The sequence below is a fragment of the Shewanella morhuae genome, assembly GCF_900156405.1.
In the GTDB taxonomy this organism is placed as follows: domain Bacteria; phylum Pseudomonadota; class Gammaproteobacteria; order Enterobacterales; family Shewanellaceae; genus Shewanella; species Shewanella morhuae.
On record NZ_FTNN01000010.1, the window covers coordinates 124622 to 144159 of the forward strand.

Genomic DNA, 19538 nt, shown 5'->3' on the forward strand with positions numbered 1-19538 from the left:
CCTCTAATGTCAGCCGATTAAGATGATTTTTTGACGAATTTAAGCGTCATACGGTCACTTTCACCAATCGCTTGATATTTGTCTTTATCTGTATCACCCAAACCAAATGATGGGGGTAAAGCCCAAACACCTTTAGCGTAATCCTTAGTGTCTTTTGGATTGGCATTTATTTCTGAGGTTTCAACTAAGGTAAAACCGACTTTTTTAGCTAAATCAATCATACTGGTTTGATCCATATAACCAGTGCTGAGATTCATGCCTTCATTCGCTCGATGTTCTACTACACCAAAAATACCGCCATCCTTTAGTACTTTGTACGAGGCGACAAACACATCTTCTAGCTGATCAGCCGATGCCCAGTTGTGTAGATTACGGAAAGTTAATACCAGATCAGCACTGCTATCGGCGCCTAAATCCATCTTATATGGCGGATCAAACGTAATCATAGTGGCATTACCGAGAGTATCTTTATTCGCCGTCATCCACGCATTATATTTAGTGCCTGCATTAGCGCGATAACGATTTCCGGGAGTATCTGTTGCAGGTGCAGTTTCAAAACTGGCCGCGATATAATGACCTTCTTTAGCTAAATAAGGTCCTAATATTTCGCTATACCAACCATTACCTGGCCAAAGTTCAACCACTGTCTGTGTTGGTGTGATTCCAAAAAAGTGTAAGGTTTCTGCGGGGTGACGATAAACATCACGGCTGACATTTTTAGCCTGACGAAAATCACTTTTTAAAACCTTATCTAAGCTTTCATCAGCGTAGACTACGCTCGAACATAAACCAGCCATCAGTAAGCTGGCAACTAAGGTAACTTTTTTCATTATAATTCTCCATGGATACCGAAAGTCTAAGCTAGCAGTCAATAGCCAAAAATCCAAGGAATAGAAGTCGTAAAACCTAGGTTTAAGTGACACCGGTGGTTATGGCTCAAAGTGATGAGTCAATTAATCTTTATCTAAACCCACAAACCGCAAAACATAAAAATACCTGAAGAAAGCACAATACGTCTGAGGTATTAAAAGACCTTATGAGTTATCGATTTGCAGCGTTATCGACACGGCGCCACGTCAAATACAAGGCGCAGGCACTGGTTAATAACCAAAGTCCTACCCAAATCCACGCGGGGATCCAAGAACGCTCCGCTAACATCACCGCATCACCTTGACCAAGTCCTAGCAACACCGTTGGACTTGCCAGCGCATTGAGCATGATCATCAAGCCAATAATACGTAAAAACTGGGTCAAGATTTTGTTTTGGCTAAGTTTTAGCGGTAATAACAAAATGATGGTCAACACGGCTAAAATCGCTAATGTGAGAAGATCTCTACCCCAAAGTAAGCCGCTTAGCACCACTAAAGCGCCCAGTAAGGCAAAGCTCACACGGATCCCCTTTGGCCAAGTCGCGAGTAAGTAGATTAAATATCCCCAGCAAGCTGCGCCGAAATACCCCGCAAAACCAATCAATAGCGGCGAACCCCCTTGGCTAAAGCAAAAGCCAGCACCATTAGGAAACAGCTGTATATGGCTGACAATGCCCGAACTTAAAATAGTCGCAATGCCGTGGGATAATTCATGAAAATAACTTTCAAGCCATTTGAACGGCACGCTTAAATAGGGAATACGGGTGATCAATAAGGCAAAAACCAGTTCGATCATAAACAGGCCACGGCTAGGAACACCGCTGGCGGCAGTAGCGGTTAATTTAGAAGAGGAGAATAGTGAGGCAGAACGATGAGGCGTTTTTTGATCATCAAGCATATAAATCCACACCCACCATTTGCTGAATTTCATCGCGTTTGGCGGCATGTTGGGTTTGTAAATACTGGGCTATTGCCCCTTGGTGACCGCGGGTATCTTGTTCATACTCAAGATGTGCACCAAGTCTTGATTGTAAATTTCCCGCAGCGTTTTTAGGCTTATCTAAACTGGCGGCTTCGACGGCATCTTGCTCAATCACTGGGCGTAACGATTCAGGCGCCGTTAGCCCCTGAGCAATAGCGGGTCTATTACTCGCTACCGCGTTCGTCAAACTCGTTTGATTCACATTAATCTGCATCAAGAAGCCTTAAGTTTTATACCATGCATCGTTAATAACATTAGCATCTGTTAGCTGAGATCTTATCGCGGCGATTGAGTCAAAACTAAGCCCAATAACTGCTTATTCACGACCCGGTAATTTTTTCCAGGTGACGGTATCACGTAAATATACCGGTTCAAGCGCATCTACAGTGGTTGCCAAACCAGCTTTTATGCCTATTTCAGCCAGTATCAGCATAGCGCGTGCATCGGGATATTTCACGGAATTAAGCACTAAAATACCTTCACCGAGGGTGAGTAATTCTGGGTAAGCGTCAAAACCTGTGCCACAACCCACAATTGGCGCTTGAGTATCGAGCTGAAGTTGCACGTCAGCGGGCGCGCTAACCATTTCTTTACCGATTAAAGTGGCAATACCGTTGATGGCCACAAACTGCCCCCAATAAACTTCGCCCATGCGTGCATCAATAGTACATAACACTTGCTCAGCTTGATGTTCACGTATCGCCATTTGTGCCATTGCGGCTAAGGTTGAAATACCAATGACAGGTATATCTAAACCCAGTGCCAAACCTTGAGTCATGCTGGTACAAATACGGATGCCCGTAAAGCTGCCGGGGCCTCGACCGTAGGCAATTGCAGCCACTTTATCTACGCTAATACCTGCTTGTTTAAGCACTGAATCGACCATAGGTAACAAGCGCTGGCTGTGTTCACGTGGGGCGTCGGCAAGTTCAGCATAAATCTGACCTTGATATTGCAGTGCCGCGGAGCAAGATTCAGTACAAGTATCTAGGGCCAAAATACAAGCTGGGTGTTCGTGTGTTATTGTCATTTCAAAACCGGATAGCGGGCAAAATATCGCATCAAATTAACTGTTGTTGTATTTTGCGAATATGCCATGAGGAAACTGACGCAAATAATAACATCAAATCCCCGAAAACAAAGGCCTATACACGCAACTCCATTAAAATAACGCTCGGATAACATGCAGCTGCAAGCGAGCACGAGAGTAATAAGTGTGATCTAAGTCAATGATCAATAAACCCGTTCCCCATTATCATTCTTTTAGGAAACATTTTTCTCTTTGATTGTCAGAGCAGACAAGTATAAATTGAAGCCATCCCTTGCCATTGTACGATTGCATTAACCCGCCTTCGATAAGGAAAACCCATGTTAAACACTCCTCCATTACGTCGTCTAAGACGCTTACGTAGCTCAGAAGCCATGCGCGATCTGCTGCGCGAAACACATATTTCACTGAGCGATCTTATTCATCCCCTATTTATTGAAGAGCACATCACCCACGCAGTGCCCATTTCAACGCTTCCTGGCATTAGCCGTTTACCTGAAAGTGCACTGGCAGAAGAAGTTCGCGAACTATATGCACTTGGGATCCGCTATGTAATGCCCTTTGGTATATCCCATACTAAAGATGATAAAGGCAGTGACACGTGGAACGACGATGGTCTACTCGCCCGCATGGTGCGTACCATTAAAGCTGCCGTACCAGAGATGATGGTGATCCCCGATATTTGTTTTTGTGAATACACTGATCACGGTCATTGTGGCGTGGTACACAATAATGAAGTCTGTAACGATCTCACTGTTGAGAATTTAGTCAAACAATCAATCACCGCCGCTACAGCAGGCGCCGATATGCTAGCGCCATCAGCTATGATGGACGGCCAAGTTAAGGCGATTCGCCAAGGTCTCGATGCCGCAGGGTTTGAGCATGTGGCGATTCTAGCCCACTCGGCAAAATTCGCCTCTTCCTTCTATGGCCCTTTTAGAGCCGCAGTAGATTGTGAACTCAGCGGTAATCGCAAGGGATACCAGCTTGATTATGCCAACGGCCGCCAAGCCCTGTTAGAAGCATCATTAGATGAAGCCGAAGGCGCCGATATCCTGATGGTTAAACCTGGTACACCTTATTTGGATGTACTTAGCCGCTTAAGACAAGAAACTCATCTGCCACTCGCTGCCTATCAAGTCGGCGGTGAATATGCAGGTATTAAGTTTGCCGCCCTTGCTGGTGCTTTAGATGAGCGCGCAGTGGTCACTGAAACCTTTATTGGTTTAAAGCGTGCTGGGGCGGATCTAATTGTTAGCTATTACACTAAACAATATGCCCAGTGGTTAGCTGAAAGCCGTTAATTACGTTTCTGATTAATAAAGCGCATAAAAAAATGCCACTTTAGCAGTGGCATTTTTTATTTAACATTTTATGCGCTAAATAGCTTACGCCTTTTGTAATTCCGCAAATAACGCTTTAATTTTCTCGACCTTAGGCCGCACGACCATTTGGCAATAAGGCTGCTCGCCGTGTAAGGCAAAGTAATCGTTATGATAATTTTCAGCAGGATAAAAAGTATCAAATGCTGACACTTGGGTCACTATTGGCGCATCAAACACTTTTGCCGCCTCCAATTTAGCCAGCATTGCAGTGATTTGATCTATCTGCTCAGCATTGTGGGTAAACACCACAGAACGATATTGTGGACCTTTATCATTACCTTGGCGGTTAAGTGTGGTCGGATCGTGGCTCTCAAAAAAGACCTGCAACAAGGTTGTAAAATCAATTTCCTCTGGGTTGAACTCGATATGCACAACCTCTGCATGGCCAGTTTGGCCCGAGCAAACGGATTTATAATCGGCATCATGGGCTTCACCGCCAGCATAACCTGAGGTGACATTTACTACGCCTTTCAAATTGTTAAAAATCGCTTCAACGCACCAGAAACAACCCGCACCAAAAGTTGCAAAGCTATTTGATGCTTGCTCAACAGCATCATCCATCCCTTTGAATACCATAGAAACGGAGTTAACACAATGACGAATATTGTTAGGTGTTAACATCTCACCTTCAAATACATGGCCTAAGTGACCACCGCATTGGCTGCAGACAATTTCGGTTCTGCGCCCGTCGGCGTCGATATTACGAGTCACTGCGCCGGCTATCTCATCATCAAAAGCTGGCCAGCCACAATGGGCATTAAATTTATGCTCGGAACGATACAGAGGCGCATGGCATTTTTTGCATAAATACAAACCCTTAGCATCATGATCATAATACTCACCACTAAAGGGGCGCTCAGTGCCTTTCTCTTCGATAACATAGTGTTCAAAATCGGTCAGTTTATTCATATTAGTGCCCTTTCAACTCACGTCGTTGTCTATTTCGATACTCTTTGATTAAGGAGCAAATTCATTAGGAAGTTAAAAATAAGACCTACTCCAAGCAAGATTTATTGCAGTTGCCTTCAAAACGCTTATGTTAAGCGCGCCAATGGCAATAAATTCAATGCACCATACTAACGGGTTTAGCGGCTAAAATCTTGCCGTTCAAGCAAGGCCTAATATAAGTCTTGATGTCGTCGATTGTATAAGCGATGAAAAATACAGCAGTTGCTACCACTCACCCGCGCTGAGTATTTGCACCTACTCCAGCGCACGGCTACACTTGCTGCGGGTCAAATTATAACTATATATAATAAGTAGAAATTTAAATGAAATTAGAAACCATTGATTACCGCGCTGAAAATAGTGCTCAACAATTTGTTGAATCACTAAGGGAAACAGGCTTTGGTGTTTTATCGAATCATCCGATTGATAAACGCTTAGTTGAAGATATCTATACCGAGTGGCAAGCCTTCTTTAATTCAGACGCTAAACACGACTATATGTTTAAAAAAGAAACCCACGACGGTTTCTTTCCTGCATCAATTTCTGAAACTGCCAAAGGCAACACAATCAAAGATATTAAAGAGTATTACCACGTGTATCCTTGGGGCCGAATTCCCGATTCGCTGCGCGCCAATATTCTTGCCTATTACCAAAAAGCCAACGCGCTGGCCGCTGAATTATTAGAGTGGATTGAAACCTACTCACCAGACGATGTAAAAGCTAAGTTTTCAATACCATTGCCTGAGATGATTGCCAATAGCCAAAAAACCTTATTACGCATTCTGCACTACCCACCGATGACGGGCAGTGAAGAAATGGGCGCCATTCGCGCCGCGGCTCATGAGGATATAAACCTTATCACTGTACTACCTGCAGCCAATGAGCCAGGGCTACAAGTGAAAGCTAAAGATGGTACTTGGTTAGATGTTCCCAGTGATTTTGGCAGCATTATTATCAATATCGGCGACATGCTACAAGAAGCCTCTGGCGGTTATTTCCCATCAACTTCACACCGCGTAATTAACCCAGAGGGCGCAGATAAAACCAAAGCACGGATTTCACTACCATTATTCTTGCATCCCAATCCTGCCGTTGTGCTGTCAGAGCGTTATACCGCCGACAGTTATCTGATGGAAAGACTGCGCGAACTCGGGGTTATCTAAGCCTTAAAAACGGCTATAAAACCTGAATTAATCCCAGAGACAGTCAAGGATTAAGCAATTGAAGCGCCCTCGGGCGCTTTTTTTATGATATTTGTCACCTTCAAGGTAGAATAGCCGCTCTTTAAGTTATTTAGGACAAGGCGTTATCATGGCAATTCAGTGGTATCCAGGGCATATGCACAAAGCACGCAAAGAGATTGAAGAGGCAATGCCTCAGGTCGATCTTGTTATCGAAGTGCTGGACGCGCGTATCCCCTACAGTAGCGAAAACCCCATGGTGACTCAGCTTAGAGGCGACAAACCTTGTATTAAACTGCTGAATAAATCTGATCTGGCTGATCCTGAGATCACCGCGCAATGGATTGAATACTTAGAGCGTGAGCAAGGCGTTAAGGCAACCGCAATCACTACACTGCAAGCGGCTATGGTGAAAAAAATCCCTGATATCTGCCGCAAGTTAGTGCCAAGTCGCGATAAAACTGAAAAAGATATTCGCACTATGATAATGGGCATTCCCAACGTAGGTAAATCCACCATCATCAACACCTTGGCTGGCCGTGTCATCGCTAAAACCGGTAACGAACCCGCAGTGACCAAAACCCAACAACGCATCAATTTGCGTAACGGTATCGTGCTATCGGACACCCCAGGTATTTTGTGGCCCAAAGTAGATAACGAAGCCAGTAGTTATCGTCTCGCCGTCACGGGTGCCATCAAAGATACGGCGATGGAATATGAAGATGTGGCCCTGTTCGCCGCGAAGTATTTCTTAACCGCCTATCCCAAAGAGATTTGTGAGCGTTACAACCTCAGCGAATTACCCAAAGATGATGTGGCTTTACTTGAAGCGATTGGCCGTAAACGTGGCGCCCTGCGTCCCGGTGGTCGTATTGATATGCACAAAGCATCTGAATTATTACTGCATGAATACCGCTCAGGAAAAATCGGTTTACTCTCATTAGAAACGCCTGCGATGGCCGAGATTGAGAAGATTGAAGTCGCCCGTGTTTTGGCCATAAAAGAAGCAGAGAAAGAGGCTAAACTGGCTAATGAGCGGCTTAAACGTTCAGGCAAACGCCACGATTAATCAATGAGCAGTTGAGCAGTAAGCCAGTATGTTCAATGTGCTGGCTTTTTTATTACGAGATATTTAGCAATATATAAGCGTTAACTCACCGTTATTTTGGTGTGCTTGATACAAGATTATTAAGCAAGGTATCCATGCTCTGCTCTAATAAATCTAGCACTAATTCAAAACCTTCTGCACCACCGTAGTAAGGGTCCGGCACCTCACTGACTTGCGTATTACCGTAAGCAAGCATTAGCTGTAATTTATGCTGATACTCGAGCGGGCAACGATACCGCAGATCCGCTAAATTGGCCTTATCCGCCGCAAGAATTAAATCAAAATGCTCAAAATCAGCATCTACAATCTGCCGAGCCCGCATTCCTTCAAAACTAAAACCACGCATTTTACCCGCGGCAATAGCACGACTATCGGGTTTATCGCCTTGGTGATAGCCCATAATACCAGCAGAATCCACCTCAATATTCAGCCTGCGCTGCGCAATCTTAGCGCGGCACACTGCTTCTGCAGTAGGTGAGCGACAGATATTGCCCATACACACCATTAATATGCGTTGCACTCTTGCTTGCTTCATTATCTTGTATACCTCTATCGTCAAAGCGCTTTTACAGCCATCATAAAGTGATGGGATGTCGTTTGAGCCTAGATTATCAATCTAAGACAACATAAAACTGACTTCATAAGCATAATTTTGATAAATAGTCGCGAGTCAATCTATGCTCGACTATTGAATGTTATTTGTAGTCACATCACTGCGTATTCGTAAAAAACTCGCGAAACGGGGCAAGCCGTTCACTGTAAGGCCTAGATATTTATAGGTAATAGTCACGCCCAATTCGGGGGGATGTTGACGCTGTGCAAGACTAAAACCAGTGCCAATACTAAAAACTCGCCCATCTGGTGTTTGTACTCGCAATGCGCCCATCTGCCCTGCAAATTGGCCTTTACCCGGAATGTGGGCAATGACTATAGCTTCAGCATCATAATAAGGTTTTAACTTCATCAAATTAGGGTTACGGCCAATCATATACATTGCAGAACTGCGATGGAGCATTAATCCTTCAGCACCTTTAGCCACAAGGGTATCCAGTTTTTGATACAAAGCCTCAAGACTTGCTAATTGGAACTGCTTTATGACTTCAAGGTAATTCGATTTACCGCTCAGTTTGGCCTGCGCAAATTGATAACGACTATTGAAGTCACCACCCGCCTTTGGTACATCAAATATCATAAACCGTACCTTGCGCCAATCTTCCTCATTAGCAACACTTTGCCGGATTAAACTCGACATGGCTTCAAACTGACCTCGACCGAGCCATAATTCACCGTCTAAAGGATAATCCGGAAAATTCGCAGTAAACCAAGTAGGCGCAGCAATAACATAACCTTGTCGAGTGAATAATGCCTTACCGTTCCAGTAACCTCGAACTCCGTCGAGTTTTTCACTGATCAAAAAATCTTTAATATTAATGTCTTGCTGTACTTTATCACCATCAAACACGGTTGCCAGTTGTATTGGCGGCGACACTTGTACAGCCGAAAAAGCAGGCAAACACTGAAACAAGCTAAATAGCAGAGTAAAGACATACCACCTAAGCGATGAGTAATATGTTAAATATTGTAACTTTTTCATGTGAGTCATTCCTTTGCTCGCTTCTAGTATTGCTCCAACATCAAGCTTAGATCGAACAACTAAAATTGCATCAAAATAACCACAAAAATCACTAACCCACTAAGTTAACAAAGAATGTTAACCATCAATTTGCTCAGTTAAGTGTTTATACGCTTATGAACTCAGGCTATACTGCGGCGCAATTTATTAACTTGGTCAAATGTTACAAACGGGTATTTTTTGCTTGATTGCTCTTATTTGAACCAGCAAAGTCTCAGCGCTTTGGCGCTAATGTTAATTGGAAACATGATGAAACCAGCCAACAATCACGGCATTAAACGCATTGTCAGAGCTACAGGCTTTTCAATGAAGGGCTTAAAATCGGCTTGGATACACGAAGCCGCCTTTAGACAGGAATTAATCTTAGCAATCGTGATGTTACCTGTGGCGCTGTGGGTCAATATCAGTACGATTGAACGCCTAATGCTGATTCTAACGTTATTTATCGTATTGATTGTAGAATTGCTCAACTCGGCGATTGAAGCCGTGGTTGATAGGGTTGGTAGCGAAATCCACCCACTCAGCGGCCAAGCCAAAGACATAGCATCGGCAGCCGTTTTTATGAGTCTTGCGCTGTGCGGGTTAACTTGGCTGGTCGTATTGACGCCTCTGGTGCTCTAACACCGACGTTTAGACCGATGTTTAGATAGTCGCATGAGCAAACACTGAGCCATCGTCCTTTAAAAAGCCGATGGCTTGTTTTATTTGAGCTAAGCGATCGTTTTCCGCCCAATAAGCCACATACACATTACGTGAAATCGCATTTGCGCCATTAACAAGATGTAATTCACCGCGGCGCAAAGCATGCTGTACTAGATGCTCAGGCAAAAATGCACAGCCGCCATTATTTAAAATAAAATCTAAAGCAATACTCGCCGAACTGGTGTGGAGTGTAGGCACCGGCAATGAAGCATACTCCTGCGCATGGACAATATTAAACGCCGTTCCCCAATCTACTTTCACATACTGTCCCGCCACAACGGCATCGACGCTTTGATCGTTAATACTCGACACTAACAGCAGATTAATTTGTCCCAGTTGCTGTAATTCAAATTGTTCTAGTTTTGGGGGATCAAATGAAATCGCGATATCAAGAGTACGATCCATTAATTGGCGCGTCATCGCATTGGTCGGTAAGACTTCTGTGCGCAGTGCAACGCCAGGCAACCCCACATGCAATCCTTGTAAATAACCCTGCAGATAGGCGTCCCAAATATTCGGCCCTGCGCCAATAGCAAGCTGAGTCGATTGTAACTGACTTAAGGAAACATCTTGTTTAGCCCGCTCCCACGCCGTCAGTACCGCCTCAGCGTGGCCGAGCATACGCTCGCCCGCTGGCGTAGGTTGAATATTATTGCGTTGACGCTCGAATAACGCGACACCCAAGATACTTTCAAGTTGCTTAACCCGAAAACTCACCGCACTGCGAGTCAAATAAAGGTTTTCTGCCGCTTTACCAAAATGGCGAGTACGGGAGACTTCAAGAAAGGTTTTTAGTAAATCAGTATCCATAAAAATTCTTGACCAACATAGACAAATTTTTTTGATTTATAAATCAATAATACTAGCCAATACTCCAGTTGCAAATCTTTGTGTATCAAAAACCAGAAGGTAACTGCCATGTCTGAACAGACTTTTCTAAGCGCTAACAAGGGTTCTGAGACGTTTAACGGCTCAGCTACTGTAAGTTTTAACTCTCAAAAACGTTTTTACGATGATGCTAATTTCCCCAAAGGCTTTAAACGCAGCGGTGATTTCACCAATAAAGAAGCTGAACTTCTTGAATTGTATGGGCATGCGATGAAGAATTTAGCCGAAGGTAAAACCTTACCTTGTACCGCTGAAGAAGCCCAATTTGTCGAAGTCGCCAAAGGAAATATCGCGCCCAGTAGCTTGTTAGAACAGATCTGGGTAAAGTATCGCAGGCTCGCCATGGGGAAGCCCTTTTATGCCGTGGTTGGTACAGTGCATTTGCCTGCAACCAAGCCCGAAATAGAACTCGAAGCCGATGCTGTATTTGATATTGAAGATGATGTTCAGGATGAACCTGAACCTGAGGATAAAGAATGATAATTAAGGTTTGCTACTAAATGCGTGGTTGGATTTTATATAAAGAAACTGCGACTCAGCTAAAACCTGAATGGTATGAAATTGATCGTTTACTGGCGGCAGCCAAAGCTGACAACATCGAGTTGACAGTTTACGCACCAGATGAATTTGATTTAACTGTCACCAGAGAAGATAACAAGAGTATTTTATTGAATGGGCAAGCCGTCGAGCTGCCTGATTTTATTATTCCGCGAATGGGCTCAGGTACGACTTACTTTGCTTTAGCCATTATTCGCCACTTAGAGCGATTAGGCGTGTATTGCCTTAACCCTTCTAAAGCCATTGAAATTGTTAAAGACAAGCTATTCTCCCAGCAGTTGTTGGCCGAGAAAAATTTGCCAACGCCTAAAACCATGCTGGTTAAATTCCCTGTCGATATTAATCTGGTGGAACGTCACCTAGGTTTTCCTGTGGTGATTAAAACACTTTCAGGCTCACAGGGCAGCGGCGTATTTTTATCCCATAAGGCACGAGAATTCGATGATTTAATGCAATTAATTGAAGCGACCAACAAAAACGCTAACATTATTTTGCAAGAGTTTATTGCTAATAGTCATGGCCGCGATCTACGGGTATTTACGATTGGGGGTCGTGTTGCGGGTTGCTATGAAAGGCGCGGTCAGGAAGATAGCTTTAAAGCTAACGTGAGTGCGGGTGGCTCAGCGCGCCCATTTCAGATCACACCTGAAATTGAATGGTTAGCCACCCAAACAGCCAATATTCTCGATCTTGATGTTGCGGGTATCGATTTATTATTCGATAACGGCCATTATAAAATCTGTGAAGCGAATTCATCTCCAGGATTTGAAGGTTTGGAGTCTTGTTTAAATGTGGATATAGCGGCGCAAATTTTACACTTTATTCGTATCCGCTTAGGCATGTTTAATAAAGACGAGCCAAGTAGCCCTAAAATAGTGGCAGACGGTACATCAGCTAATATTGAAACTAATAATATGGCAACGCTGGCATCGAGCTAGCCTCTATCGACCTTTAAGACCGAAGAAAATATTTAAATAAGCATAATATCTAGCGGTATCTGCCGCTAGATATTCTAAAGCTAATGACTCCCCTGCATTTATTTACCTTATCTTTCATCTTCATTAGTATCACTCAAATTGTTCCGCTACCCCTAGCAATAATAACTTCGATAATTTACCGCGAATATGTTGCTCATCTTTAAGCTTCAATCGAAAATGAATGTGATTTATCGCTCAAATTTCACACAGCCGCATAAAAGTTATACATAAACCATTTTTGATCACAAAAAAACAGCGTGTTAAAAACATTTTATTCACATTTTTATATTTGCTGTTAGACTGCCAAAGTCGATTTTTTATCGAATATTTAACAACAGCAAAATCTAATCATTAAACATAATAAAAATAATGCTGGAGTCACTACTTAATATGTCGATCCGCTTGTTACCCCTAATCATAGCGTCACTCGTGAGCACTCAAGTGCAAGCCGATGATTTTACTATTGAGTTCGGTGGTTTCTATTCGCAATCAGATACAAATATGGAAGTTACAAACCCTATTTCAGGTAATAATTTTACCTTGGACTATGAGTCTGACCTACAGTTAGCCGAAAACGAGTTTTTACCTTTCATCGAGCTAAATTACCACTTTAACGAACGTCACAATATCTACCTAGACTGGAAGAAACTCCATAGAAACGCCGAAACCCAAGCATTATCTAAGCCCTTTCTGATCGAAATTAATGATAATATTTATGATATTAAAGCCGGTGGCAGACTGAATTCGACTTTAAATATTGATGTGCTGCGATTAGGTTATGGCTATGATATGTTTCAAAGTAGTAACTATGACGTAGGTTTGTCGTTTGGACTGCATACCATGTTTATCAAAATGGGATTTGAAGGGGTAATCGGAGTTTGTTCCTCTTCAGAATTAGTGAATAATGTCTGTGGTAGCCAAGCTATTCCGCGCATTGTTGACGAAAGTGTCACCGCACCTCTGCCAGATGTTGGTATATATGGCCACTATGAGTTTATCCCCGGTTGGCAATTTACCGGCCATGCACAATATTTTTATGTAAAACTCAATGATGTAAAAGGTAATCTCGTTGATATTAAGCTCGGTGTTGATGCACAAATTACTCCGAATTGGCGTATGAATGTGGCCTATAATTACTACGAAGTTGACGTTGATATCGCCCAAAATTCACCCACTAAAAACACACAAATTGCGAACTATAATATCTATTACAGCTTTACTGGCCCTATGCTTTCAGTTAGCTATACCTTTTAATTAATAAGTATTCTTCTTTGTGTATTATTAAATATCTAAAACGGCACAACAAAATGGCGTCTACTCGACGCCATTTTACTTAAACGCGTTTCAACTATTTACGGCCATCTAGTTCACGTTTGGCTTTAAAGTCTGATGACTCAAGCCAGTGAGGCCAATCAGTGCCATTAGCTAACGTGGTAAGCATACTGGCGATTAAATCAAGATCTTGCCTCACGCCTGCCAATGACCAACTAGGATCATAGTCATCCGCGGCTTGGTGGTATTTATGGGTGATATAATCGGGATCGGTATCCCCAAGACTCATGAATAACAGTCCTGGGACACCTTGCTGGGCTAGCGCAAAGTGATCGGATCTGAACATCAAACCATTCTGCGGTCTTGGATCGGCTTTTACCGAGCGGTCTTGCGCCTTAGCGGCTTTATCTAAGTATTGTTCTAACTCAGACACTCCCTCCCCATAACCCAAGATGTAATTCACGCCTTGATTCATATTCATGCCATCGATATTTAAAAAGGCGACAATATTTTTTGTTGGCACACTAGGATGCTGAGCAAAATGCTGCGCGCCAATCAGACCGGTTTCCTCTGCCGTGAAAGCACTAAAAAGAATAGAACGTTCTAATGGCGCAGAACTCGATTGCTGCTTAAAGTATCGAGCCAATGCTAGAACACCAGCCACACCGCTGGCATTATCGACCGCACCATTTAAAACCTCAGGTTTTCCGTTTTCAATCACAGTGCCAAGATGATCCCAGTGGGCGTGCATCATGACAACCTCATCAGGGCGAGTTTTACCTGGTAATAATGCAGCAACGTTATGGGACTGTGCGCGTTCAATTTGATTATTTAATGTAAGTTGTGCGGTGAGCTTAAGCGGTATTGCCTTAAAGGCTGGTTTTGCTGCTTGCTGTTTTAAAAGATCAAAATCTAACCCTGCTTTAGCAAAGATTTTTTGCACAGTTTCGTGCTGAACCCAGCCCATAATACCAACTTGTCCTTGGTTATTATTGGCATCAACCAATGTAAACTTAGTCCCCGTATTAGAGTTTTGCACCACGCCCCAACCATAGGCTGCCGGAGCTGTTTCGTGCACAATAAACACAGCCTCTGCGCCTTGACGCGCGGCTTCTTCATACTTATAAGTCCAGCGGCCGTAATAGGTCATGGCATTACCTTTAAACACTGCGGGTTCTTGAGTAGCAAAGCCAGGATCATTGACGAGTACAATAACGGTTTTGCCTTTTACATCTACCCCTTGGTAATCATTCCAGCCATATTCCGGCGCATTAATACCGTAGCCAACAAACACTACGTCGCTATTATTTAAGCTGACTTTTTCGGAGACTCTTTGGGTTCTGGCAGTAAATTCACTGCCATTGGCAAACTTAAGACCACCGATATCAAGCTGCATATGTTGATCTGCGCTAATTTGCGCTAAAGGAACCGCTTGTAAGTAACTGTCGCCAAATCCGGGCTTTAGACCCATATCTTTAAATGCTTTTACTAAATAGTCTAAAGTTAATGTCTCACCTTCAGATAAGGGCGCGCGTCCACCAAAGGCATCGCTCGCTAGCGTTTTAACATCGGTTCGGTATTGCGCGAGATCGAGGCTTTGCATAAATGTTGTTTCAGCAAAGGCAGGAAATGAGACCGTGGCCATCAGACTGGTGGCTAAGATGATATTTTTCACAACTTTCTCCCAAGTTATTATCATTATTTGATTTTAAGGATAAACTTTACCATATCATCTTCTATTTATGATGGCAGCCATGCGTAAACAGAATCACTGCTGCTAGGTAAAAACAATAATAACACCTTTTACGTACCGATATTTTTATCGCTGAGGCGACGTAAATAGTAAAAAATTTTTAATATCCGTGCATTTTCATTGAGTAAGGTAACAATATGTCGTTAGAGTTATTACAAATTGCGGCACTCAATCTCAAAAAAGCAGTGCCTTTGATGCTCAAACATAAAATTCCGACTACACCGGTTAACTATGCACTTTGGTACACTTATGTTGGAGAGCAAAACCCTGAGTTAAATCGACAACTCGATACAGTGATTTCCCAGTACAACACCTGCCCTCCCGTTAGTAGTGAACTATTATATCGCCAATATGTTGCCGATCCGGTCGAGCTCGATGTAAGAGGAATGCGCCAGAGTTTAGATGCTATGGTGACTGAGTTATCCCAATCACTCAAAGACACTAATTTGGATGCTAATGACTTTCAGTCGCGTATTGATAGTAATTTTGAAAAACTCAATCGTATTGAAGATGAAGGCTATAGTGTCGAACAGGTACTTGATTTAGTACGCAGCTTAGTGAAAGAGTCTGACAATATTCGTTCTAGCACAGAGTTTTTTACGGGCCAATTGCAAAAAGCTCAAACCGAAATCGATGCCTTAAAGAAAAAACTCGAACAAACAGAAAAAGATGTACTCTACGATGCCCTAACAGGCTGTTTTAATCGCCGCGCTTTTGACATCGATTTTAGCGGTATGTTGGCGCAAGCCCCATTAGGCACCTGCGTGATTTTAGTCGATATTGACCATTTCAAACTATTTAACGACACCTATGGCCACCAGCTTGGCGATCAAGTATTGCGAGCTGTGGCTAAACGTTTGCAGGAATCTTGTCGTGATGGCGTGAAACTGTATCGTTTTGGCGGTGAAGAATTTGCGATTATTGTGCCTAAAAGTCAGTTACGTGTCGCTAGGCAACTAGCCGAAGGCATGCGCCGTGGTCTTGAAAAACTTAGTTTGAAAGACAGACGCAAAGATGAACGTATCAATAATATCAGTGCTTCATTTGGCGTTGCACAATGGCAAGATAAACAAACGGGTATGCAGTTGATTGAAGCGGCGGATAAATTGCTTTATGACGCCAAGCGTTTAGGCCGAAATCGAGTATTACCAATTAGTAGTTGATTGCTACCTTAGCCTAAATTGGATTCAAACTTAGGCTAAGGCTTACATTATCTTTATATTAATGTGTAAAGCGGGACACACTGACAACATTTCCTTGCGACTCACTCTCTATTGCAGCGGGTATACCTTTACGACCCGTTTGCAGTAGCTCATCATCGACCGGTATGGCTTGCACCACAAACCGCAATTCAGCGCCACCTTGAAGCGCCTCGAAGGGATAACAGGTAATCAAGGTTAAACGATTATCATCGGACGGTGCCATAAATTGGGTTGCCGTTTCATGCACGACTTGAGTAGCAACTACTTCATAAATAATGTTATTTCCCTTGAGCGTTTGTAGTGATAAACGGCGACCTACCGCCATACCATTGAGTATTGCAAAATGAGTGTCCCTGTGGCCGGCAATCACAGTGTTACCTATTTGTCCCGCTGGCGCACTGGATAACATCATACTTGGGCCAAAAGCCAAATTTCGTCCAGAAGCCCCCGCCAGGACATATAAACTGTCATCAAGCTCAGCCTCACTAACCGTATTCGCCGCGGGCTGGCGGTAAATAGACAATTTTGCAACTGGGTAAGTATCCGCCCATGACCAAGGCTTATGGGATTTGCCATCCGCTAATGTTTTAGTCCATGCCTGTTCAATCAAATACTGGGCAAAGTGTGCTTTAGCCTGCATATAGAATCCCTTTCCTAATAATGTTGCGCCAATTAAACATAATCCCACCACTAAAAATCGCTGCGTTCTCACTTTGCTCATCGCTCGTAACTCATTGTTCACAAACCAATGTCATTAAGGCGGCCTTATCTTCTTGTCTTTGCCGCTGAATCGACCTTGCCAGCATTAAGGCTAGTAGCAAGGTAAACGCACCAAGCAGCATATCCAAACGACTTGAAGTGGCGGTTTGCGGTAATACGCCAAATGGCTGCCAGCCTAGAGGTAAGTGTTGACGCACCACAGCATCACGGCTGGTCGCAGTTGAATCGATTGGCGTTAAATCAACTGCCACTAAACTGGTGTAGGCGCTGACTAAGTGATAGTTCATCGATAGAGCCGTAACTTGCTGTTTGACCTTGTCATCATTGGCGCCATTTTTACTGAGCTCTAATGCGGCGATTTGTTTACGGGCCCAGAACAAATCTAACCCCTTACTTTGATGGGTAATAAGGTCCGCGGCGTTATCCTGCAATGATAATGACTGTTGCCAATTTTTGTGACCTTGACGTCCTGAAATCACCAACTCCTGCGGCTCACGGGCACCGCGTTTAAGGCTAACGAGCACAGGCTCACCTCGATATAAATCAGCAATCGGTGACGGCCAATAATCGGGAACACTGCCATCGTCATACCGTACTTGAATATCAGTTAACACGGGATATTGAATTTTGCTCAGCAAAGTGCTGATTTTCTCATCGACCTCATCAACTTTACCAATATAAGTAAAAGTGCCACGACCGAGCTCAGCTGCTCTTTGCATAAAATGTGAATTGGGCGCTGAACCTATGCCAACAGTAAACAAACGGCTCTCACCTATTTGGTAGCGGATTAAGTCAAACAAGGCTTGTTCATTACCCACCGAGCCATCTGTCATAAAAATCACTTGGCGTAGAGGCTGCGATGATTTTGTCGCTTCATTAGCCATCGACTTGGGTAATGCAGCATCCAGTGCCAACGCCATCTCAGTGCCACCATCAGCTTGTAAACGGTTCACAAACTCACGAGCGCGGGACAAATTAGCCGAGGTCGCAGCTAATGGCGTTGCAGACAGCTGAGATAATTCTGAGTTAAATTCGATAATGTTGAAATAGTCTTCTGGTTTAAGTCCCTTTAACGCGTACAACAGTGCATTTTTAGCTTGAACGATAGAATCTCCCGCCATCGAGCCCGACGTATCAATCACTAGAATTAGTTCACGGGGCAAACTCGGCTGGTTACTTTTTTCAACCTTAGGCGGTAGTACCATCACTAAGCTGTAGTTATCGTCACTTGCCTTCTTATCTTTGCTTGTGTCAAACGTATTTTGAGAGACGGTATCGCTATTAGATTGATAAGTTTTACCTTGTTGATTAAATACCCAAGCAATAGGGCTTGTGCCTTGCTTTACACGCCACTGCAATACAAAGTCACGGTTTGTGGGCACACTTTGAGCCAGTGACACATCAACGGCGCCGCTATTGGCTTGATTAAGGTTGATGTCATGATAAAGACTCTCAATCGACGCTTCATCGACACCCTTTGCCAGCAGCACTTGGATATTCGCATTAAGTACAGGATCGCGCCCACTTGCTGCATCTCGCACTGGCGCAATAATCCGGTCGGCATCAAATACCTGTGAGCTAGTCACTCGGCTCGATTGGCTTCCCTGTGCTATAGGATCACTTGAATCGCTACCACTTACGCCAGAGGTTAAGCCCGGAATATAACGAGGCGCGACCACCAGCGGAAAACGTAAACTAAACACACCATCTTCATATTTAATGGTCTCTTGGTAACTAATTTCTACTATCAGTTCCTCTTGAGGTGCTAGATTTGCCACTTCAGTGGTGAACATATTCGGCCGCTCTTGGCTGACTAAACTGGCACGTTTTCCCTCCGCTTTTGCCTGCTCAAAAATCTGCTTAGCCTCGGCCTTCGGGTGAATTTGTCCTTCAATCACTCGTTGGCCTATGTGTAATCGCAGCGAATCCACAGCAGCCTCATTGGGTAACGGAAACAAATATTGTCCATTCAACACAAACTCAGTGTTGTTACGAAAAACTTGTTTCACGCTGACGCGGTTACTTAATCCAGAGACTTGCATGACCACTTGGGTATCAAGTGGCAAGGATGGCACCCAAGCACCACTCTGTTGACGGTAAAGCAACATGCCTTGGGTAATATCATCAAAATTAATGGCTTGCGGCTCTATAATATTTATCTGAGTCGAAGCTATATTTTGTGGCTCTGGCAGTGTGCCAGTGCTATTAGGTGAAGCTAATGCCACAAAGGGCAAACACCAACACACAGCAGCACTAATCAGCAGTATCGCTATGGTTTCACTGACTTCTTTTACCCTTTTCCCTGTGACCAT

The 19538-nt window shown here is 43.6% G+C and carries 19 protein-coding genes; 8 read left to right on the forward strand and 11 right to left on the reverse strand.

Going from position 1 to position 19538, the window contains the following annotated elements:
- Nucleotides 1-17: 17 nt before the first annotated feature.
- The 4 genes from BW947_RS12915 to tsaB all read right to left on the reverse strand — a co-directional run bounded on the left by BW947_RS12915 (nucleotide 18) and on the right by tsaB (nucleotide 2881).
- Nucleotides 18-830, reverse strand: coding sequence for a class I SAM-dependent methyltransferase (locus BW947_RS12915; RefSeq protein WP_076500216.1), 813 nt, complete (start codon nucleotides 828-830; stop codon nucleotides 18-20).
- Nucleotides 831-1041: 211 nt separating this feature from the next.
- Nucleotides 1042-1767, reverse strand: coding sequence for a M50 family metallopeptidase (locus BW947_RS12920; RefSeq protein WP_076500218.1), 726 nt, complete (start codon nucleotides 1765-1767; stop codon nucleotides 1042-1044).
- Nucleotides 1760-2065, reverse strand: a complete 306-nt coding sequence (locus BW947_RS12925; RefSeq protein ID WP_076500220.1) for a hypothetical protein — start codon at nucleotides 2063-2065, stop codon at nucleotides 1760-1762. The genes BW947_RS12920 and BW947_RS12925 overlap by 8 nt, the downstream gene beginning before the upstream one ends.
- Before the next feature lie 102 nt (nucleotides 2066-2167).
- Nucleotides 2168-2881 carry a tRNA (adenosine(37)-N6)-threonylcarbamoyltransferase complex dimerization subunit type 1 TsaB gene (tsaB, locus tag BW947_RS12930; RefSeq protein WP_076500222.1) on the reverse strand — a complete coding sequence of 238 codons (714 nt, stop codon included), beginning with the start codon at nucleotides 2879-2881 and terminating at the stop codon, nucleotides 2168-2170.
- Between the two features lie 338 nt (nucleotides 2882-3219).
- Here tsaB and hemB point away from each other — a divergent pair, with 338 nt between their 5' ends.
- The gene (hemB, locus tag BW947_RS12935; protein ID WP_076500224.1) at nucleotides 3220-4203 is read left to right on the forward strand and encodes a porphobilinogen synthase; all 984 of its coding nucleotides are present in this window, start codon (nucleotides 3220-3222) and stop codon (nucleotides 4201-4203) included.
- Nucleotides 4204-4287: 84 nt separating this feature from the next.
- Here hemB and BW947_RS12940 read toward each other — a convergent pair whose 3' ends face one another.
- Nucleotides 4288-5193 (reverse strand): bifunctional methionine sulfoxide reductase B/A protein, encoded by a 906-nt coding sequence (locus tag BW947_RS12940; protein ID WP_076500226.1) that lies wholly within the window; start codon nucleotides 5191-5193, stop codon nucleotides 4288-4290.
- Between the two features lie 362 nt (nucleotides 5194-5555).
- On the opposite strand from BW947_RS12940, the gene BW947_RS12945 reads away from it, so the two are divergent.
- Together BW947_RS12945 and ylqF are read left to right on the forward strand one after the other, a co-directional pair.
- A complete protein-coding gene (locus BW947_RS12945) occupies nucleotides 5556-6395 on the forward strand; it encodes an isopenicillin N synthase family dioxygenase (RefSeq protein ID WP_076500228.1) in 840 nt (279 codons plus the stop codon).
- Between the two features lie 148 nt (nucleotides 6396-6543).
- The gene (ylqF, locus tag BW947_RS12950; RefSeq protein WP_076500230.1) at nucleotides 6544-7482 is read left to right on the forward strand and encodes a ribosome biogenesis GTPase YlqF; all 939 of its coding nucleotides are present in this window, start codon (nucleotides 6544-6546) and stop codon (nucleotides 7480-7482) included.
- 91 nt (nucleotides 7483-7573) lie between these two features.
- On the opposite strand, the gene BW947_RS12955 is transcribed toward ylqF, so the two are convergent.
- Nucleotides 7574-8056, reverse strand: coding sequence for a low molecular weight protein-tyrosine-phosphatase (locus tag BW947_RS12955; RefSeq protein WP_076500232.1), 483 nt, complete (start codon nucleotides 8054-8056; stop codon nucleotides 7574-7576).
- Between the two features lie 150 nt (nucleotides 8057-8206).
- Nucleotides 8207-9124 carry a DNA ligase gene (locus BW947_RS12960; RefSeq protein ID WP_076500233.1) on the reverse strand — a complete coding sequence of 306 codons (918 nt, stop codon included), beginning with the start codon at nucleotides 9122-9124 and terminating at the stop codon, nucleotides 8207-8209.
- A gap of 279 nt (nucleotides 9125-9403) precedes the next feature.
- On the opposite strand from BW947_RS12960, the gene BW947_RS12965 reads away from it, so the two are divergent.
- The gene (locus BW947_RS12965; protein ID WP_076500235.1) at nucleotides 9404-9775 is read left to right on the forward strand and encodes a diacylglycerol kinase; all 372 of its coding nucleotides are present in this window, start codon (nucleotides 9404-9406) and stop codon (nucleotides 9773-9775) included.
- Between the two features lie 21 nt (nucleotides 9776-9796).
- On the opposite strand, the gene hdfR is transcribed toward BW947_RS12965, so the two are convergent.
- Nucleotides 9797-10666: an HTH-type transcriptional regulator HdfR gene (hdfR, locus tag BW947_RS12970; RefSeq protein ID WP_076500236.1), complete on the reverse strand. Its 870-nt coding sequence runs from the start codon at nucleotides 10664-10666 to the stop codon at nucleotides 9797-9799.
- Between the two features lie 108 nt (nucleotides 10667-10774).
- Between hdfR and BW947_RS12975 the strand changes: the two genes are divergently transcribed.
- The 3 genes from BW947_RS12975 to BW947_RS12985 all read left to right on the forward strand — a co-directional run bounded on the left by BW947_RS12975 (nucleotide 10775) and on the right by BW947_RS12985 (nucleotide 13533).
- A complete protein-coding gene (locus BW947_RS12975) occupies nucleotides 10775-11224 on the forward strand; it encodes a MaoP family protein (RefSeq protein ID WP_076500238.1) in 450 nt (149 codons plus the stop codon).
- 20 nt (nucleotides 11225-11244) lie between these two features.
- Nucleotides 11245-12240 carry an ATP-grasp domain-containing protein gene (locus tag BW947_RS12980; protein ID WP_076500239.1) on the forward strand — a complete coding sequence of 332 codons (996 nt, stop codon included), beginning with the start codon at nucleotides 11245-11247 and terminating at the stop codon, nucleotides 12238-12240.
- A gap of 429 nt (nucleotides 12241-12669) precedes the next feature.
- Nucleotides 12670-13533 carry a hypothetical protein gene (locus BW947_RS12985; RefSeq protein ID WP_076500241.1) on the forward strand — a complete coding sequence of 288 codons (864 nt, stop codon included), beginning with the start codon at nucleotides 12670-12672 and terminating at the stop codon, nucleotides 13531-13533.
- A gap of 94 nt (nucleotides 13534-13627) precedes the next feature.
- Here BW947_RS12985 and BW947_RS12990 read toward each other — a convergent pair whose 3' ends face one another.
- Nucleotides 13628-15250, reverse strand: coding sequence for a M28 family metallopeptidase (locus BW947_RS12990; RefSeq protein WP_076500242.1), 1623 nt, complete (start codon nucleotides 15248-15250; stop codon nucleotides 13628-13630).
- 191 nt (nucleotides 15251-15441) lie between these two features.
- Between BW947_RS12990 and BW947_RS12995 the strand changes: the two genes are divergently transcribed.
- Nucleotides 15442-16467 (forward strand): GGDEF domain-containing protein, encoded by a 1026-nt coding sequence (locus BW947_RS12995; protein WP_076500243.1) that lies wholly within the window; start codon nucleotides 15442-15444, stop codon nucleotides 16465-16467.
- A 58-nt stretch (nucleotides 16468-16525) separates the two neighbouring features.
- Here the strand turns inward: BW947_RS12995 and BW947_RS13000 are convergent, their stop codons facing one another.
- Both BW947_RS13000 and BW947_RS13005 read right to left on the reverse strand, forming a co-directional pair.
- Nucleotides 16526-17227 carry a class GN sortase gene (locus BW947_RS13000; protein WP_076500244.1) on the reverse strand — a complete coding sequence of 234 codons (702 nt, stop codon included), beginning with the start codon at nucleotides 17225-17227 and terminating at the stop codon, nucleotides 16526-16528.
- A gap of 10 nt (nucleotides 17228-17237) precedes the next feature.
- Entirely contained in the window at nucleotides 17238-19538 is a 2301-nt protein-coding gene (locus BW947_RS13005) for a marine proteobacterial sortase target protein (protein ID WP_076500245.1), read from the reverse strand.

What these genes read in the sequence shown, in the direction of transcription:
- BW947_RS12915 (WP_076500216.1), bottom strand. Translation starts at nt 830, where the DNA reads ATGAAAAAAGTTACCTTAGTTGCCAGCTTACTGATGGCTGGTTTATGT.
- BW947_RS12920 (WP_076500218.1), bottom strand. Translation starts at nt 1,767, where the DNA reads ATGCTTGATGATCAAAAAACGCCTCATCGTTCTGCCTCACTATTCTCC.
- BW947_RS12925 (WP_076500220.1), bottom strand. Translation starts at nt 2,065, where the DNA reads ATGCAGATTAATGTGAATCAAACGAGTTTGACGAACGCGGTAGCGAGT.
- tsaB (WP_076500222.1), bottom strand. Translation starts at nt 2,881, where the DNA reads ATGACAATAACACACGAACACCCAGCTTGTATTTTGGCCCTAGATACT.
- hemB (WP_076500224.1), top strand. Translation starts at nt 3,220, where the DNA reads ATGTTAAACACTCCTCCATTACGTCGTCTAAGACGCTTACGTAGCTCA.
- BW947_RS12940 (WP_076500226.1), bottom strand. Translation starts at nt 5,193, where the DNA reads ATGAATAAACTGACCGATTTTGAACACTATGTTATCGAAGAGAAAGGC.
- BW947_RS12945 (WP_076500228.1), top strand. Translation starts at nt 5,556, where the DNA reads ATGAAATTAGAAACCATTGATTACCGCGCTGAAAATAGTGCTCAACAA.
- ylqF (WP_076500230.1), top strand. Translation starts at nt 6,544, where the DNA reads ATGGCAATTCAGTGGTATCCAGGGCATATGCACAAAGCACGCAAAGAG.
- BW947_RS12955 (WP_076500232.1), bottom strand. Translation starts at nt 8,056, where the DNA reads ATGAAGCAAGCAAGAGTGCAACGCATATTAATGGTGTGTATGGGCAAT.
- BW947_RS12960 (WP_076500233.1), bottom strand. Translation starts at nt 9,124, where the DNA reads ATGACTCACATGAAAAAGTTACAATATTTAACATATTACTCATCGCTT.
- BW947_RS12965 (WP_076500235.1), top strand. Translation starts at nt 9,404, where the DNA reads ATGAAACCAGCCAACAATCACGGCATTAAACGCATTGTCAGAGCTACA.
- hdfR (WP_076500236.1), bottom strand. Translation starts at nt 10,666, where the DNA reads ATGGATACTGATTTACTAAAAACCTTTCTTGAAGTCTCCCGTACTCGC.
- BW947_RS12975 (WP_076500238.1), top strand. Translation starts at nt 10,775, where the DNA reads ATGTCTGAACAGACTTTTCTAAGCGCTAACAAGGGTTCTGAGACGTTT.
- BW947_RS12980 (WP_076500239.1), top strand. Translation starts at nt 11,245, where the DNA reads ATGCGTGGTTGGATTTTATATAAAGAAACTGCGACTCAGCTAAAACCT.
- BW947_RS12985 (WP_076500241.1), top strand. Translation starts at nt 12,670, where the DNA reads ATGTCGATCCGCTTGTTACCCCTAATCATAGCGTCACTCGTGAGCACT.
- BW947_RS12990 (WP_076500242.1), bottom strand. Translation starts at nt 15,250, where the DNA reads ATGATAATAACTTGGGAGAAAGTTGTGAAAAATATCATCTTAGCCACC.
- BW947_RS12995 (WP_076500243.1), top strand. Translation starts at nt 15,442, where the DNA reads ATGTCGTTAGAGTTATTACAAATTGCGGCACTCAATCTCAAAAAAGCA.
- BW947_RS13000 (WP_076500244.1), bottom strand. Translation starts at nt 17,227, where the DNA reads ATGAGCAAAGTGAGAACGCAGCGATTTTTAGTGGTGGGATTATGTTTA.
- BW947_RS13005 (WP_076500245.1), bottom strand. Translation starts at nt 19,538, where the DNA reads ATGGTCACAGGGAAAAGGGTAAAAGAAGTCAGTGAAACCATAGCGATA.